This is a genomic window from Aeromonas sp. 600948, from assembly GCF_049174875.1.
GTDB lineage: Bacteria > Pseudomonadota > Gammaproteobacteria > Enterobacterales > Aeromonadaceae > Aeromonas > Aeromonas veronii_A.
This window is the reverse complement of record NZ_JAAKTY010000001.1, coordinates 175,073-190,898: the sequence shown is the minus strand read 5'-3', so window position 1 is coordinate 190,898 and position 15,826 is coordinate 175,073. Positions and strand designations below refer to the sequence as shown.

The 15,826-nt window shown below is 57.8% G+C and carries 13 protein-coding genes; 4 read left to right on the top strand and 9 right to left on the bottom strand.

Features of this window, described 5'->3' with window-relative positions; translation table 11 throughout:
• The first annotated feature begins 18 nt into the window (after positions 1–18).
• Positions 19–1,611 carry an ABC-F family ATPase gene (locus G5182_RS00765; protein ID WP_069527276.1) on the top strand — a complete coding sequence of 531 codons (1,593 nt, stop codon included), beginning with the start codon at positions 19–21 and terminating at the stop codon, positions 1,609–1,611.
• A gap of 193 nt (positions 1,612–1,804) precedes the next feature.
• Here G5182_RS00765 and ppiD read toward each other — a convergent pair whose 3' ends face one another.
• From ppiD to tig, 6 genes are all read right to left on the bottom strand, one after another.
• Positions 1,805–3,718, bottom strand: a complete 1,914-nt coding sequence (gene ppiD / locus G5182_RS00760; RefSeq protein ID WP_227340691.1) for a peptidylprolyl isomerase — start codon at positions 3,716–3,718, stop codon at positions 1,805–1,807.
• Between the two features lie 150 nt (positions 3,719–3,868).
• Positions 3,869–4,141, bottom strand: a complete 273-nt coding sequence (hupB, locus tag G5182_RS00755) for a nucleoid-associated protein HU-beta (RefSeq protein ID WP_005315375.1) — start codon at positions 4,139–4,141, stop codon at positions 3,869–3,871.
• Positions 4,142–4,381: 240 nt separating this feature from the next.
• Positions 4,382–6,736: an endopeptidase La gene (lon, locus tag G5182_RS00750; protein ID WP_227340692.1), complete on the bottom strand. Its 2,355-nt coding sequence runs from the start codon at positions 6,734–6,736 to the stop codon at positions 4,382–4,384.
• Positions 6,737–6,877: 141 nt separating this feature from the next.
• Positions 6,878–8,152: an ATP-dependent protease ATP-binding subunit ClpX gene (gene clpX / locus G5182_RS00745; protein ID WP_005336977.1), complete on the bottom strand. Its 1,275-nt coding sequence runs from the start codon at positions 8,150–8,152 to the stop codon at positions 6,878–6,880.
• Between the two features lie 70 nt (positions 8,153–8,222).
• A complete protein-coding gene (gene clpP, locus G5182_RS00740) occupies positions 8,223–8,846 on the bottom strand; it encodes an ATP-dependent Clp endopeptidase proteolytic subunit ClpP (protein ID WP_005336979.1) in 624 nt (207 codons plus the stop codon).
• 86 nt (positions 8,847–8,932) lie between these two features.
• Positions 8,933–10,243, bottom strand: a complete 1,311-nt coding sequence (tig, locus tag G5182_RS00735) for a trigger factor (RefSeq protein ID WP_005345092.1) — start codon at positions 10,241–10,243, stop codon at positions 8,933–8,935.
• A 441-nt stretch (positions 10,244–10,684) separates the two neighbouring features.
• Here tig and G5182_RS00730 point away from each other — a divergent pair, with 441 nt between their 5' ends.
• A complete protein-coding gene (locus G5182_RS00730; RefSeq protein ID WP_005336982.1) occupies positions 10,685–11,119 on the top strand; it encodes a YccF domain-containing protein in 435 nt (144 codons plus the stop codon).
• 92 nt (positions 11,120–11,211) lie between these two features.
• Positions 11,212–11,802 carry a 5'-deoxynucleotidase gene (yfbR, locus tag G5182_RS00725; protein ID WP_047436789.1) on the top strand — a complete coding sequence of 197 codons (591 nt, stop codon included), beginning with the start codon at positions 11,212–11,214 and terminating at the stop codon, positions 11,800–11,802.
• 88 nt (positions 11,803–11,890) lie between these two features.
• On the opposite strand, the gene lolE is transcribed toward yfbR, so the two are convergent.
• The 3 genes from lolE to G5182_RS00710 form a co-directional block, all read right to left on the bottom strand.
• On the bottom strand, positions 11,891–13,132 hold the full coding sequence (gene lolE, locus G5182_RS00720; RefSeq protein ID WP_421254074.1) for a lipoprotein-releasing ABC transporter permease subunit LolE: 1,242 nt from the start codon (positions 13,130–13,132) through the stop codon (positions 11,891–11,893).
• Positions 13,132–13,830 (bottom strand): lipoprotein-releasing ABC transporter ATP-binding protein LolD, encoded by a 699-nt coding sequence (gene lolD, locus G5182_RS00715; protein WP_005336988.1) that lies wholly within the window; start codon positions 13,828–13,830, stop codon positions 13,132–13,134. The genes lolE and lolD overlap by 1 nt, the downstream gene beginning before the upstream one ends.
• Before the next feature lie 88 nt (positions 13,831–13,918).
• A complete protein-coding gene (locus tag G5182_RS00710) occupies positions 13,919–15,154 on the bottom strand; it encodes a lipoprotein-releasing ABC transporter permease subunit (RefSeq protein ID WP_421254073.1) in 1,236 nt (411 codons plus the stop codon).
• Positions 15,155–15,230: 76 nt separating this feature from the next.
• On the opposite strand from G5182_RS00710, the gene G5182_RS00705 reads away from it, so the two are divergent.
• Positions 15,231–15,806, top strand: coding sequence for a hypothetical protein (locus tag G5182_RS00705; protein WP_064336238.1), 576 nt, complete (start codon positions 15,231–15,233; stop codon positions 15,804–15,806).
• Positions 15,807–15,826: the final 20 nt, after the last annotated feature.

Here is a 15,826-nt window from a genome sequence, read left to right as displayed (position 1 = left end):
CCAATCGGGACACATACCTTGTTAAGTAGCAACAACATCACCATGCAGTTCGGCGCCAAGCCGCTGTTTGAGAACATCAACGTCAAGTTTGGCGGCGGCAACCGCTATGGCCTTATCGGCGCCAACGGCTGTGGCAAGTCCACCTTCATGAAGATCCTCGGCGGTGATCTGGAGCCCACTGGCGGTAATGTGAGCCTGGACGTCAACGAGCGCATCGGTAAGCTACGTCAGGATCAGTTCGCCTACGAAGATATGCGCGTACTGGACGTGGTCATGATGGGTCACACCGAGCTGTGGGCGGCCATCGCCGAGCGCGATGCCATCTACGCCAACCTCGAAGCCACCGACGAAGACTATATGAAGGCCGCCGAGCTGGAAGGTCTGGTCGCCGAATATGACGGCTACACCGCTGAAGCGCGTGCAGGCGAGCTGCTGCTGGGTGTCGGCATTCCCCTTGAGCAGCACAACGGCCCGATGAGCGAAGTGGCCCCAGGCTGGAAACTGCGGGTGCTGCTGGCACAGGCGCTGTTCTCCAACCCTGACATCCTGCTGCTGGACGAACCGACCAACAACCTGGATATCAACACCATTCGCTGGCTGGAGCAGGTGCTAAACGAACGTGAAAGCACCATGATCATCATCTCTCACGACCGTCACTTCCTGAACTCCGTCTGTACCCACATGGCGGATCTGGACTACGGCGAGCTGCGCGTTTACCCGGGCAACTACGACGACTACATGCTGGCCGCCACCCAGGCGCGCGAGCGTCTGCTGGCCGACAACGCCAAGAAGAAGGCCCAGATCGCCGATCTGCAATCCTTCGTCTCCCGTTTCAGCGCCAACGCTTCCAAGTCCCGTCAGGCGACCTCTCGTCTCAAGCAGATCGACAAGATCAAGATTGAGGACGTCAAGGTCTCCAGCCGCCAGAACCCATTCATCCGCTTCGAGCAGGACAAAAAGCTCTATCGCAACATCCTGGAAGTGGAAGGTGTATCCAAGGGTTATGGCGACGGTCCCCTGTTTAAGGGCCTCAACATGATGATGGAAGTGGGCGAGAAGGTCGCCATTCTGGGTACCAACGGTATCGGTAAATCCACTCTGATCAAGACCCTGGTCGGCGCACTGGCACCGGATACCGGCACCATCAAGTGGTCCGAGAACGCCCAGATCGGTTACTACGCTCAGGATCACGCCGAAGATTTCGATACCGACCTCAACGTGTTCGACTGGATGGCCCAGTGGAAACAGGATAACGAAGACGAGCAGGCTGTGCGCTCCGTATTGGGTCGTCTGCTCTTCTCCCAGGACGACATCAAGAAGCCGGTCAAGGTGCTCTCCGGTGGTGAACAGGGTCGCATGCTGTTCGGCAAGCTGATGATGCAGCGCCCCAATATCCTGATCATGGATGAGCCGACCAACCACTTGGACATGGAATCCATCGAATCCTTGAACATGGCACTGGAGCTCTACCAAGGGACCCTGATCTTCGTCTCTCACGACCGCGAATTCGTCTCCTCTCTGGCGACCCGTATCCTAGAGCTGACCGAAGATGGCATCCGCGACTTCGGCGGCACCTACGAGGATTACCTGCGCACCCAGGGCGTGGTGTAACCCCTGCGCAGCACAAGCTAGCAATGAGAAACTGGCACTTATGTGCCGGTTTTTTTATATCTCATGTTTATGGCGACTGATATGGCTTACGGCTGCGCAGCGATCACTGGGAGCTGGGCTTGATTATTCCCCTCGCCCACAGATAAAAAAACGGCTCCATCAAGGAGCCGTTTTCACTGAATTGAACTGACGATTACTCGACGGTCGCTTCCACGCTGGTGAAGTACTCGATCTTGGCCGCTTTACGCAACTCGTCGATCAGAGATTTGTAATCCACCTGGGCTTTGCCCTGACCCAGCTGAGCTTGCAGCATGGCGGCCATACCGGATGCGGCGGCAGGGACGTTGACCTTGTCCAGCGCAACTACAACGCGGTCACCATTGGTCTCGGCAACCAGAGCCACGCTCGGCTTGCCGTCGACCGGATGAGGCAGTGTGAACGCCTGGGCAATCAGGTTCTGATCCAGCTCGCGATCGAAGCGGGCAACCCCTTTGTGGGTCTCCACTTTCAGACCGAGTGCAGTCAGATCGGCGGTGATGCTCTCACCGACTTTCAGCTTGTCCAGCAGGCCCTGGGCCTTGCCACGGGCTACTTCGCTAGCCTTGTCATGCTTGATGGCGGCAATCACCTGCTCTTTCACCTCGGCCAGCGGCTTGACCGCTTTGGGCTTGTGACCAGTGATGTGCAGCACCAGCGCCTTGCCGTCAGCCAGCTCGATCACGTCGGAGTTGGTGTTGTCATCGCGCAGCTGTTCGGAAAACGCCACGGAGAGCACCTTGGGATCGTTCAGCGGAGCCGGAGCAGTCGCCTGGGTGAAGAAATCGGAAGATTGAACCTTCATCCCCATGGCATCAGCGGTCAGATCCAGCGAGTCCGGGTTTTCGAAGCTGTTGTCAGCCATCTTCTGCTGCTCGGCGAAGAACTTCTCCTTGGCCTTGTCAGCTTGCAGACGAGTGATGGTCTCTTCTTTCACATCGGCAAACGGCTTGGTCTGGGCTGCTTCAACCCCCAGCAGCTTGATGATGTGGAAACCGAACGGGCTCTTCACCACGCCGGAGAGATCGCCAGCCTTGTTCAGGGCGAACGCGGCTTTCTCGAAGGCCGGATCCATCACCCCTTTCTCGAACCAGTCCAGCTCGCCGCCTTTTTTGGCAGAGAAGGTATCGGAAGAGTCAGCCTTGGCCAGCGCAGCGAAATCATCACCCCCCTTGGCTTTGGCCAGCACGGCTTCTGCTTTCTGCTCGGCCGCTTTCTCATCCTTGCCAAACGGGATCAGGATGTGAGCCACGTGGCGACGCTCGGCACGCTGGAACAGATCCTGGTGCTGATCGTAGTAATCCTGGGCATCCTGCTCGGTGACCTTGATATCCTTGGCGAGGTTGGCAGCGTCCAGCAGCAGATAGTCGACCTTGACCTGCTCGTCGTTCATGAAACGGGCGCCATTGGTCTTGTAGTACTGCTCCAGCTCGTTGTCGGAGACCTGAACGTCAGCCATGTAGTTGGCAGCAGCCAGACGCACCAGACGCAGATCGCGAGTCTGGTTGTAGAGCTTGTCGAGCTGCTCCGCTTCACCCTTGAGGGAGAATTCGGTGCCCAGCAGGGCGCTCATCAACTGTTGACGCACCATGTCCTGACGCAGGGAGTCACGGAACATTTCGGGAGTCATGCCAGCACGACGGATCAGTTGCAGATAGCGGTCATTGTTGAACTTGCCGTTCTCGGCAAACTCCGGCATGGCCACGATGGCTTGCTTGATCTGCTCATCGCTGACGCGCAGACCCAGCTCGCGAGCCTTGCTGTCCAGCAGCGCCTGATCGATCAGCCGATCCAGCACGCCGCGGCGGAACTGTTTCATGTAATCGGGGTTCGCGGCCAGCTGGCTGAATGCCTCTCCCATCTGGGATTCCATGCGGGCGCGCTCGTTACGGTAGGCATTTTCCAGTGCCGCAGCACTGATCTCGGTGCCATTGACGGTGGCGGGGGCGGTACGGGCCGGGCCGTTCAGGTAACTACCTACACCAGCCAAGGCAAAGGAGAGGATGATCAGGCCCAAGATAACCTTGGCTACCTTGCCCTGCGCCCCTTCGCGTAGTTTATCCAACATCATGTTTGTACTTATGCTCCCGAACTCGATGGGCGTAAACAATAAAAAGGCGCACCGATTGCGATGCGCCTTGGTCAATCAGTATGAGAGAAGACTCTCTAACTTGTCTGGTCTGCGACCAAGGACGGTAGCCGACGGATATCAGCGACCGACTTAGTTAACAGCGTCTTTCAGGGCCTTACCGGCTTTGAAGGCAGGAACTTTACCAGCAGCGATTTCGATGGTCGCGCCAGTCTGCGGGTTACGGCCTGAACGGGCAGCACGCTCGCGTACAGCGAAAGTACCAAAACCAACCAGAGCAACCTGGTCACCCTCTTTCAGCGCTTCACCAACAGCATCAATGAAGGCATCCAACGCACGGCCAGCGGCAGCTTTGGAGATATCGGCACCGTCTGCAATCTTGTCAATCAGTTGAGATTTATTCACTCTTATATTCCCCTTTTATCAAACACCGCTGCGGCGCTGATTTCCCTGGCCACAACAAGTGGAGGTTTTATAGCAAGCCTCCTGATCAGTTGCAAGTGACAATCTGGCGCAAACCCGCGCCACACAACGCATTGCGACTCATCACGAGTACCCGATCGGTGGTCAAGGCTACTTCCGTTATCGGGCGCATGCAAGCCTTAACCACCCGCCGAATGCGCCAAATTTGCGGCGCATCAACATTTACACGACAGAAACGCGCTCAAACCCCTGTGGATTGTCCTGCAACGCCAGTTCCAGCACCTCGTCAATCCAGCGAACCGGATAAATTTCAAGGTCTTGTTTGACGTTTGCCGGGATCTCCTCAAGGTCACGCTCGTTCTCTTTCGGAATAAGCACTCGCTTGATGCCGCCACGGTGGGCTGCCAGCAACTTCTCCTTGAGACCACCGATGGGCAGCACTTCGCCGCGCAAGGTGATCTCCCCTGTCATCGCCACATCAGCACGAACCGGATTACCGGTCAAGCTGGAGACCAGGGCGGTACACATGGCGATACCGGCGCTCGGACCATCTTTCGGGGTTGCCCCTTCCGGTACGTGCACATGGATATCGCGCTTCTCGTAGAAGTCGGCATTGATGCGCAGATTCTCGGCACGGGCCCGTACCACCGTCATGGCCGCCTGGATGGACTCCTGCATTACGTCGCCGAGGGAACCGGTATAAGTGAGCTTGCCCTTGCCCGGCATGTTGGTGGTCTCGATGGTGAGCAGGTCGCCCCCCACTTCGGTCCACGCCAGACCACACACCTGACCCACCTGGTTCTGGTCGGTGGCCTTGCCGTAATCAAAACGCTGCACCCCGAGGAACTCCTTGAGGTTCTCCTGATTGACCTGAACATGCTTGATGCTCTTGTCCAGCAGGATACGCTTGACCGCCTTGCGACAAATCTTGGAGATCTCGCGCTCCAGACTCCGCACACCCGCCTCACGGGTGTAGTAGCGGATCACTCCGACCAAGGCAGAATCTTCGATGGTGATCTCGGAGGCTTTCAGGCCGTTGCGCTGGATCTGCTTGGCAACCAGATGCTGCTTGGCAATGTTGAGCTTCTCATCTTCGGTGTAACCGGAGAGGCGGATCACTTCCATCCGGTCCAGCAAGGGGCCCGGGATGTTCATGGAGTTGGAGGTGGCCACGAACATGACGTCCGACAGGTCATAATCCACTTCCAGGTAGTGATCGTTGAAGCTGTTGTTCTGTTCCGGATCAAGCACTTCCAGCAAGGCGGATGCGGGATCGCCACGCATGTCCGAGCTCATCTTGTCGATCTCGTCGAGCAGGAACAGCGGGTTCTTCACGCCGACTTTCGCCATCTTCTGGATAAGCTTGCCGGGCATGGAACCAATATAGGTACGGCGGTGACCGCGGATCTCCGCTTCGTCACGCACCCCACCGAGGGCCATCCGCACATATTTGCGGCCTGTCGCCTTGGCGATGGATTGGCCCAGCGAGGTCTTGCCCACACCGGGAGGGCCAACCAGACAAAGGATCGGGCCCTTGAGCTTGTTCACCCGTGCCTGTACCGCCAGATATTCGAGGATGCGATCCTTGACCTTCTCGAGGCCATAGTGGTCGGCATCCAGTACCTCTTGCGCCTTGCCAAGGTCTTTTTTGACTTTGGAGCGCGCCTTCCACGGCACCTGTACCATCCAGTCCACATAGCTGCGAACCACGGTAGCCTCGGCGGACATGGGAGACATCATCTTCAGCTTGGCGAGCTCGGCCTGGGCCTTTTCACGGGCATCTTCCGGCATGCCAGCCTCTTCAATCTTGCGATTGAGGGCTTCAAACTCATCCGGGCTATCTTCCAGCTCACCCAGCTCTTTCTGGATGGCCTTCATCTGCTCGTTGAGGTAATACTCGCGCTGGCTCTTTTCCATCTGCTTCTTGACGCGAGTACGGATGCGCTTCTCAACCTGCAGCAGGTCAATTTCCGACTCCATCATCGCCATCAGGAATTCGATGCGCTCGGAGACAGAGACGATCTCCAGCACCTTCTGCTTGTCTTCCAGCTTGAGCGGCATGTGGGCCGCCATGGTGTCAGCCAGACGCGCAGCATCGTCGATCGCCGATATCGAGGTCAGTACCTCGGGCGGGATCTTCTTGTTGAGCTTGATATAGCCTTCAAACTGGCCGATGGCTGAGCGAACCAGTACTTCCTGATCCTTCTCCTCAATAGCTTGGGAGGGGATGTACTGAGCCTCGCAGACAAAGAAATCCTTGTCGTCGATCATCCGCTCCAGGCGGGCACGCTGCCCACCCTCTACCAGCACCTTGACGGTGCCGTCCGGCAGCTTGAGCATCTGCAGAATATTGGCCACTGTCCCGACGGTGAAGATCTCCTCCACAGTCGGCTCATCGGTTGACGCATCCTTCTGGGCCACCAGCAGAACTTTCTTGTCCTGCTCCATGGCCGCTTCCAGACAGCGAATGGATTTTTCCCGCCCCACAAAGAGTGGAATGACCATGTGGGGATAAACCACCACGTCACGAAGAGGCAGGACGGGAATCTCGATGCGTTCTGAACGCTCTAGGTTCATATATGTCCTCTCGGCTTGTTATACCGTTGGCAAAGCGCTTGGCTGAGTATATGGGGGCGCTGAGATGAGATTCAATCGCCGAAACCGTAAAAAGCATGAAAGGGGCAAAAAGCCCCTTCCATTTGATTAAAAATCAGACATTTACTCTGATGCAGCAGCCTGGGTTTCGGGATTTTCGTAGATCATCAAGGGCGCAGAGTCCCCTTTGATCACGGTCTCGTCAATCACCACCTTGCTGACCCCTTCCAGAGAAGGCAGGTCATACATGGTATCCAGCAGCACGGCTTCCACGATGGAACGCAGACCACGAGCACCGGTTTTACGCTCCATCGCCTTGCGGGCAATGGCGTTGAGTGCGTCGTCACGGAACTCCAGTTCAACCCCTTCCAGATCGAACAACGCAGCGTACTGTTTGGTCAGCGCGTTTTTCGGCTCTTTCAGGATCTGGATAAGGGCAGACTCGTCCAGCTCGGTCAGGGTCGCGACCACCGGCAGACGGCCGATGAACTCGGGGATCAGACCATACTTGATCAGATCTTCCGGCTCTACCTTGGCGAAGGTCTCGCTCAGGGTGGCCTTGGCATCCTTGGATTTCACCTCGGCGCCAAAACCGATACCGGTTCCCTTCACGGAACGCTGCTCGATCACCTTGTCCAGACCGGCAAAGGCACCGCCGCAGATGAAGAGGATCTTGGAGGTATCAACCTGCAAGAACTCCTGCTGCGGATGCTTGCGACCACCTTGCGGCGGCACGGAAGCGATGGTCCCTTCGATCAGCTTGAGCAGTGCCTGCTGTACCCCTTCCCCGGAGACATCGCGGGTAATGGAGGGGTTGTCCGACTTGCGGGAGATCTTGTCGATCTCGTCGATATAGACGATGCCACGCTGGGCCTTCTCTACGTCGTAGTCGCACTTTTGCAGCAGCTTCTGGATGATGTTCTCCACGTCCTCGCCCACATAACCGGCTTCGGTCAGGGTGGTCGCATCGGCCATGGTAAACGGCACATCCAGCAGACGAGCCAAGGTCTCGGCCAGCAGCGTTTTGCCGCTACCGGTCGGGCCAATCAGCAGGATGTTGGATTTGCCGAGCTCCACACCACTGTTTTCGCCGCTGTTGCGCAGACGCTTGTAGTGGTTGTAGACGGCAACGGCCAACACCTTCTTGGCGTACTCCTGCCCGATCACATAGTCATCGAGATGAGCGCGGATCTGATGAGGGGTCGGCAGCTCGTTACCATCGCGCTTGGGAGAGATCTCGCGGATCTCTTCGCGGATGATGTCGTTGCACAGCTCGACGCACTCATCACATATGTAGACGGAAGGGCCAGCGATCAGCTTGCGCACTTCATGCTGGCTTTTGCCGCAAAAAGAGCAGTAGAGCAGCTTATCACCCTCACCCTTGCGTTTCTCTGTCATTCAGCAACCTCGTTTTATCAATAGAGGATGGATCGGCCTGTTGAGTTTACAACAGACCGGGACACCCTGCTCAGCTACGCTGGCTCAGGACACCGTCTACCAGACCATAGGCCACGGCCTGCTCGGCGGACATGAAGTTGTCACGATCGGTGTCACGCTCGATAGTAGCCATGTCTTGACCGGTGTGGAACGCCAGGCGCTCGTTCAGGGTATTTTTGATCTTCAGGATCTCCTGGGCGTGGATCTGGATATCAGATGCCTGACCCTGGAAGCCACCCAGCGGCTGGTGGATCATCACGCGGGCGTTAGGCAGGCAGAAACGCTTGCCCTTGGCGCCACCGGCCAGCAGGAAGGCCCCCATGGAGCAGGCCTGCCCCATGCAGACAGTGCTGACATCCGGCTTGATGAACTGCATGGTGTCGTAGATGGACATACCTGCAGTCACCGAACCACCCGGCGAGTTGATGTAGATATAGATGTCCTTGTCAGGGTTCTCGGACTCGAGGAACAGCAACTGGGCAACCACCAGATTGGCCATGTGATCTTCAACCTGACCAGTCAGGAAGATCACCCGCTCTTTCAGCAGACGGGAGTAAATATCGTAGGAACGTTCACCCTTGGCAGTCTGTTCGACCACGATGGGGACCAGCGCATTGCTGGGAGAATCGGTCATATCGTTATAGTTCTTGTACATAAGGCATTGTCCCTAAAATAAAATGGCCCGAGTGGAGATCACACGAGCCATTATACTTAACAGTCTTGACCTTAAGTCAAATGTTCTTAGGCAGCGGCGCCAGACTTGTTGATCACTTCGTCAAAGGCAACTTCTTTTTCGGTCACTTGCGCTTTGGACAGGATCAGGTCGATGGCTTGATCTTCTACTGCCAGGTTACGAACGCCGTTCAGCATCTGTTCGTTCTTCTGGTAGTACTCGATCACTTCCTTCGGATCTTCGTAGGCAGTCGCCATGGACTCGATGATGCTGTTTACACGGGCATCGTCAGCCTTGATCTCGTTGGTGCGGATCACGTCACCCAGCAGCAGGCCTACGCGTACACGACGCTCGGCTTGAGCCTGGAACAGTTCAGCCGGCAGCTCGGGAGCGTTGCCGCCCTGGAAGCCACCGAAACGCTGCAGAGCCTGCTGACGCAGTGCGTCGATCTCTTGAGCAACGGCAGCTTTCGGCAGGTCGATTTGGTTGGCTTCAACCAGACCGTTCAGAACCTGCTCTTTTACGCTGTTTTTCAGGGCTTGAGCCAGTTCGCGCTCCATGTTCTTGCGCACTTCGGCTTTCAGCTCTTCAACAGAACCGCTTTCGATACCGAAACGCTTCACGAACTCTTCGGTCAGCTCAGGCAGGATCTGCTCTTCAACCTTGATCAGCTTGGAAGCGAACTTGGCCTCTTTGCCTTTCAGGTTTTCAGCGTGGTAGTCAGCCGGGAAGGTCACTTCGATGGTGAACTCGTCGCCCGCTTTCTTGCCCAGGATGGCGTCTTCGAAGCCCGGGATCATGCGGCCAGCGCCCAGCACCAGGTTGAAGCCTTCAGCTTTGCCGCCGTCGAACTCTTCACCGTCGATGGAACCGACGAAGTCCATGGTCACACGCATGCCATTGGCAGCGGCAACATCGGCATCAGCCCAGGTAGCGTGCTGCTTGCGCAGGGTGTCGATCATGTTGGCCAGATCTTCATCCTTCACGGTCGCAACCGGCTTCTCGACCTTGATGGTCTCGAGACCTGCAACTTCGAACTCCGGATACACTTCGAAAGTGGCGGTGAATTCGAAATCCTGACCTTCTTTGATCTCTTTCGGATCCATGGTTGGGGCACCGGCCGGGCTCAGTTTGTTTTCGATGATGGCTTTGATGAAGTTGCTCTGCATCATTTCATCAGCAACGCGGGCGTGAGCCATGGCGCCGAACATCTTCTTGATGATGGCAACCGGAGCCTTGCCAGGACGGAAACCGTCGATGCGACGAGTTTTGGCCAGGCCATTCAATTCTTTACGCACAGCGGCGTCTACGGTAGCGGCCGGTACAGTGATGGTAAGACGGCGTTCCAGACCCTGGGTTGTCTCTACAGAAACTTGCATTCTTCTACCTCGTTCAACTCAGCACTGTGTGCTGACCCTTTATTGCCCCTGGGCAAAGCCCGGAGTCTTCCTGTTTATAAAGACAACGATATGTCTTTGTGATGAGAAAATATGACGCGGCATTATAGCGGCGCACTTTGGTCGAGTCGAGCCACACATCCCCCACATTGAGCGGCGTGCAAGCACAATTCGTGCAAAACTGCCCTTTATATGGGGAGAGAGGAGCCCGACTTCAACTATCCGATGGAAACAATTTTGCGTTTGTTCACCTTTTTTCATCCGAACGCCGCTTTATTGCCCATCTTTCGCCGAAAAACAGCCCACCGTTGCGGGCGGCGACTCAATTTGACCAGCCCAATGGCGATTGGGCCAATCAACCATTGCGTCCATCCCCCTCCCTCGTTATGGTGGCAACCAAATTGATGATCTGGAGTCACTCACATGGCCTTTTTCCGCTTCTTGTTCAATCTGCTCTGGTTTGTACTGGGAGGTGTCTTTATGGGCCTGGCCTGGTGGCTGGCCGGTCTTGTCTGCTTTATCTCACTGGTCGGCATCCCCTGGGGACGTGCCTGCTTCGTGATCGGCACCTTTACCTTCTTCCCGTTTGGCAAGCAGGCGGTCAATCGCAAGACCATGACCGGCCAGAGCGATATCGGCACCGGCACGCTGGGACTGATTGGCAATATCCTCTGGTTCGTGCTGATCGGCGTCTGGCTGGCCATCGGCCACATCGCTTCCGCGCTGGCCTGCTTCGTGACCATTATCGGTATTCCATTCGGTATCCAGCACCTCAAGCTGGCGCTGATCAGCCTGGCTCCTATCGGCCAGATGATTGTGACCAACCAGGAGGCGGAATCGGGCCGCTATATCCGCTAACTGCGGGAAATACGCGGGCAGACGCTGCCCTGCAACGAAAAAAAGGGCAGACTAGGGTCTGCCCTTTTTTATTCTCTTTTGTTGAGGCCATCATGTTACCCAGCCACTTTTTCGCCAATCTCGCCCGCATGAAACTCATCTACCGCTGGCCCCTGATGCGCAACATCCAGCCGGAAAACATTGCCGAGCACAGCCTGCAGGTCGCCATGGTGGCCCATGCCCTCGGCATCATCAAAAACCGGCTGTTTGGCGGCAGCGTGAATGCCGACCGCGCCGCCGTGATGGCCCTCTACCACGACAGTAGCGAGGTGCTGACCGGCGATCTGCCCACCCCGGTCAAATACTTCAACCCCGAGATCGCCCGCGAGTACAAGAAGATAGAACTGGCCGCCGAGCAGCGTCTGCTTGGCATGCTGCCGCCGGAGCTGGTGGAGGACTTTCGCCCCCTGCTCGATTCGGCAGCCCAGGATGACGAGCTGGCCAGACTGGTCAAGGATGCCGACACTCTCTGCGCCTATACCAAGTGTCTGGAGGAGATCAACGCGGGCAACCGAGAGTTCGAACCGGCTCGCAAGCGCCTCGAGGCCATGCTGGCAGCGCGGATGAGCGATGAGATGCGCTACTTTATCGACACCTTCGTAGCCAGCTTCTCCCTGCCGCTCGATGAGCTCAACGCTCACTAAGCCAGTCTACATGACCTGAAAACAGAAGAGCCCGCCGGTTTAACACCGGCGGGCTCTTCGTCTTTATCAGCGGATTAGATGCAACCCATCAGTGACCCAGCTCGCGGGACGGTACCAGACCGCTCGCCCGCCAGGCGGGATAGAGGGTCGCCACCAGACTCATCAGGATGGCGGCACCCGTCACGATGAGCAGATCCTGCATATGCAACTCGGTTGGCAAAAAGTCGATGAAATAGATATCCGGATTGAGGAAGCGATGGCCGATGAGCTTTTCGACAACGCTCAGGATCTGGGTCAGCTTGCTCGAAAGCAGCCCGCCCAGCAGGGCGCCGAGCAGGGCACCGGCCATGCCGTTGACCATCCCCTGAATGACGAAGGTGAGCCGGATCTGGCCGGGGCTCGCCCCCATGGTTTTCAGGATGGCGATTTCGCTGCGCTTCTCGTTCACCGCCATCACCAGGGTGGAGACGATGTTGAAGCAGGCGACGGCCACCACCATCAGCATCACCACATACATGACGGTACGCACCATCTGGATGTCCTGATAGAGATAACCCTGGCTGTTCATCCAGCTGCGGATATAGACGTGATGGGGGAACTGCTGCGCGGCGGCGATCGTAATATTTTGTGCATTAAGCACATCGCTCACCCGCAGGCTGAAACCCTCCACATCGCTGCCCATGCCGGTGATCGCTTGTGCATCGGCCAGATGCATAAAGCCGAGCAGGCCGTCGAGCTGACCGCCGATCTCCAGCAGCCCCACCACGGTCAGGGCTTCGCGCCGAGGATTCTTGATCCCGGCCTGATCGCCCCCTTGCGGCAGCAGCAGGGCGACTGAATCCCCCACCTTGACCCCCAGCTTGTCGGCGATGGTCTTGCCAAGAATCACCCCACGTTCACCCGGTTGCAGCTCACGCAGGCCGCGGCCCGTCATGTATTTGCCCGCATCCGACAAATTGGCTTCCAGCTCCGGCAATACCGCGCGCAGTTGCACCCCCTTGAGGGCGGAGCCATGCTCCAGCAGGCCATTGAGGCGAATGACTGGGGCAGCCGCCTCAACGCCCGGCTGGGCCAGCAGGTAGTCACGCAGACGCGGCCAATCCGGCAGCGGCCGCTCGACGGCGTCCAGCTCACCTTGCGGCACGACCGAGAGCACCCTGTCTTTAAGCTCCCGCTCGAAACCGTTCATGGCAGAGAGGCCCAGGATCAGCGCCATCACCCCGAGGGCGATACCGATCAGGGAAGAGGCAGAGATAAAGGCGATAAACCCGTTGCGACGGCGGGAGCGGCTGTAACGCAGGCCCAGAAAGAGGGGCAGCGGTTTGAACATCAGGCAACCTCCGCCATCACGCCGCTCACCAGGGTCACCCGGCGATGGAGCTTGGCCGCCAGGCTCAAGTCGTGAGTCACCACCACAAACGCAGTGCCCAGTTCACGATTCAGTTCACACAGCAGTTCGTACACCGCGGTGGCACTGGCGTGATCCAGATTACCGGTGGGCTCATCCGCCAGCACCAAGCTCGGTTCGTTGACCAGCGCCCGGGCGATCGCTACACGTTGACGTTCGCCACCAGAAAGCTCGGAGGGACGGTGGTTCAAGCGATGGGAGAGCCCTACCCTACCCAACATTTTGGTCGCCTTTTCGGTGGCAACCGCCACCGACTCACCGGCGATCAGCAGCGGCATGGCCGCATTTTCCAGCGCACTGAACTCGGAGAGCAGGTGGTGGAACTGGTAGACAAAGCCCAGCTCGCGGTTGCGAAAACGGGCCTGGGTGCGGCTATCCCAATGGTGGATATCCTCCCCCTTGAACAGCACGGCGCCACTGGAGGGGTTGTCCAGCGCCCCCATCAGATGCAGCAGAGTGGTCTTGCCGGAGCCGGAGCTCCCCACCACCGCCAGCATTTCACCGGGCGCGACACAGAGATCGATCCCCTTGAGCACCTGAGTCTCCAGCTCCCCCTCTTTATAGACATGATTGAGCGCCTGACAGCGCAGCAGAGGTTCACGGGATACGGCTTCATTCATAACAGGGGCTCCACTTGCCTCGGTAACAACGCTGGCACCCGCAACAACGGGGGCACCAGTCACAACAGAAGATGCATTATTCACGGCATTACTCATAACGCAGCGCCTCGGCCGGTTTCACCCGCGCAGCGCGGGCCGCCGGGTAGAGCGTGGCACTGAAGCTCAGCAGCACGGCGCCCAGCAAAATGGTGATGACCTGAGCCGGCTCGACGATGACCGGCAGGCCACTGCCGCCCGCCGCCATATAGAGATTGAGCCCCACCGCATTGAGCAGAGGGTTGAGACCCAGGGAGAGCGCAAGGCCCGCCAGTCCGCCAAACAGGGCACCAATCACCCCGCTGGAGGCGCCAAGCACCATGAAGATTTTGACGATCCCTGATTCACTCATGCCCATGGTGCGCAGGATGGCCACTTCGCCCTCCTTGTCCGTCACCACCATCACCAGCGCGGAGAGGATGTTGAAGGTGGCGACGGCGATGATCAGCACCAGCATCAGCCCCATCATCCGTTTTTCCATGGCGACCGCCTGGAACAGCTCGCCCCGCTCGCGGCGCCAATCCTGCCATAGCAGCCCATCCGGCAACGGTGTCTTGATCACCTCGTCAGCGGCAAACGGATCATCGAGCCAGAGGCGAATGCCACCGACGGTTTCTGTCGGCAGACGCAGCAGCCGCTGGGCATCCCCCAGCGCGATCAGCGCAATCTGGTTATCCACATCGGCGCCGACCCCGAAGATACCGGAGACGGTAAAGAGGCGCTGGGCCGGTACCCGGCCAAACGGGGTGAAGCGGGTCCCTTCGGTCAGGATCAGGCGAACCTGATCGCCGATGGAGACATTGAGGCGACGAGCCACCCCCTGCCCCAGCACGATGCGGTAGTGGCCTGCCTGCAGGGTATCGAGTCGCCCCCCCAGCATCTGGCTATGGAGGATGTCATCCTTGGGCCACTTTGCAGGGTCGATCCCCTGCACGCTCACCCCGGTCAGCTGACCGGGGCTTTGCAGCATCCCTTCGCTGTCGAGCATGGGGGCCGAGGCAACCACATGGGGTAATTTGGCCAGATCCGGCAAGCCTTGCGGGTCTGTATCAATGCGGCCAGCCTGATTGGTCACCACCACATGGGGGATCACCCCGAGGATGCGCCCTTTGAGCTGCCCTTCGAAACCGTTCATTACCGAAATGACCACCATCAGGGCGGCAACCCCGATGGCGATGCCAAAGGTAGAGAACAGGGAGATAAATGAGACGAAGCGATTGCTGCGCTTCGAGCCTGCATAACGCAGGCCGATGGCCAGCGAAAGGGGCTGAAAAAGTCCGGTCTTCAAGGATATGTACGTTGCCAACAAAATAAGATACCGGATAATAAAGGGAAACCGTCCATGACAACAAGGGATAGCCTCCATGCAGGAACAGTTCTTCAGCGTCACTCATGCCACGCCGGTCAATGTGATCCCCATGCCGGCCGACTTCCACCTCCCCTCGCTGGAGGAGCTGGACGCTGAGCTGCCGGAGCCCTTTCGGATCTCTTCGGCCATTACCTCCATCGATCTGGTGACCACCCGCTTGCTGCGCAACCAGAACGAGTCGATGCACGATCTGATCGAGATCGTCAATCAGCAGTCCCGCAAGATCGACATGATCATGGGCTATGTGCTCTCCCTGCAGGACCATCCGGAGCAGCGCTTTCACACCTTGCGCTTCGGGGCTGGCCAGCTCACTTACCTGCACCCCTATCACGGTCACGGGGATGCGCCGCACCTGCACCAGATCGTGCGCCTCAAGATCTTCCTGCGGGAAGAGGCGGCCGCCATCTACTGCTATGGCCAGGTCAAACAGCTTGACGGCGGTGAACATGGCACCCATGTGCAGCTCGACTATGTGCGGATCCGCGAAGATGACCGTGAACTGCTGGTTCGTGCCAGCCTCCACGTGCAATCGAAACAGCTCAAACTGCGCGCCCAAGAGCGTCAGCGCTAACCAGAGCGAACGTCAGCGAT

Excerpts from the sequence above, each read along its gene's own strand:
- G5182_RS00705 (WP_064336238.1), top strand. The coding sequence starts at position 15,231 with ATGCAGGAACAGTTCTTCAGCGTCACTCATGCCACGCCGGTCAATGTG.
- lon (WP_227340692.1), bottom strand. The coding sequence starts at position 6,736 with ATGAACCTAGAGCGTTCAGAACGCATCGAGATTCCCGTCCTGCCTCTT.
- G5182_RS00730 (WP_005336982.1), top strand. The coding sequence starts at position 10,685 with ATGGCCTTTTTCCGCTTCTTGTTCAATCTGCTCTGGTTTGTACTGGGA.
- ppiD (WP_227340691.1), bottom strand. The coding sequence starts at position 3,718 with ATGATGTTGGATAAACTACGCGAAGGGGCGCAGGGCAAGGTAGCCAAG.
- tig (WP_005345092.1), bottom strand. The coding sequence starts at position 10,243 with ATGCAAGTTTCTGTAGAGACAACCCAGGGTCTGGAACGCCGTCTTACC.
- yfbR (WP_047436789.1), top strand. The coding sequence starts at position 11,212 with ATGTTACCCAGCCACTTTTTCGCCAATCTCGCCCGCATGAAACTCATC.
- lolD (WP_005336988.1), bottom strand. The coding sequence starts at position 13,830 with ATGAATGAAGCCGTATCCCGTGAACCTCTGCTGCGCTGTCAGGCGCTC.
- clpX (WP_005336977.1), bottom strand. The coding sequence starts at position 8,152 with ATGACAGAGAAACGCAAGGGTGAGGGTGATAAGCTGCTCTACTGCTCT.
- lolE (WP_421254074.1), bottom strand. The coding sequence starts at position 13,132 with ATGTTCAAACCGCTGCCCCTCTTTCTGGGCCTGCGTTACAGCCGCTCC.
- clpP (WP_005336979.1), bottom strand. The coding sequence starts at position 8,846 with ATGTACAAGAACTATAACGATATGACCGATTCTCCCAGCAATGCGCTG.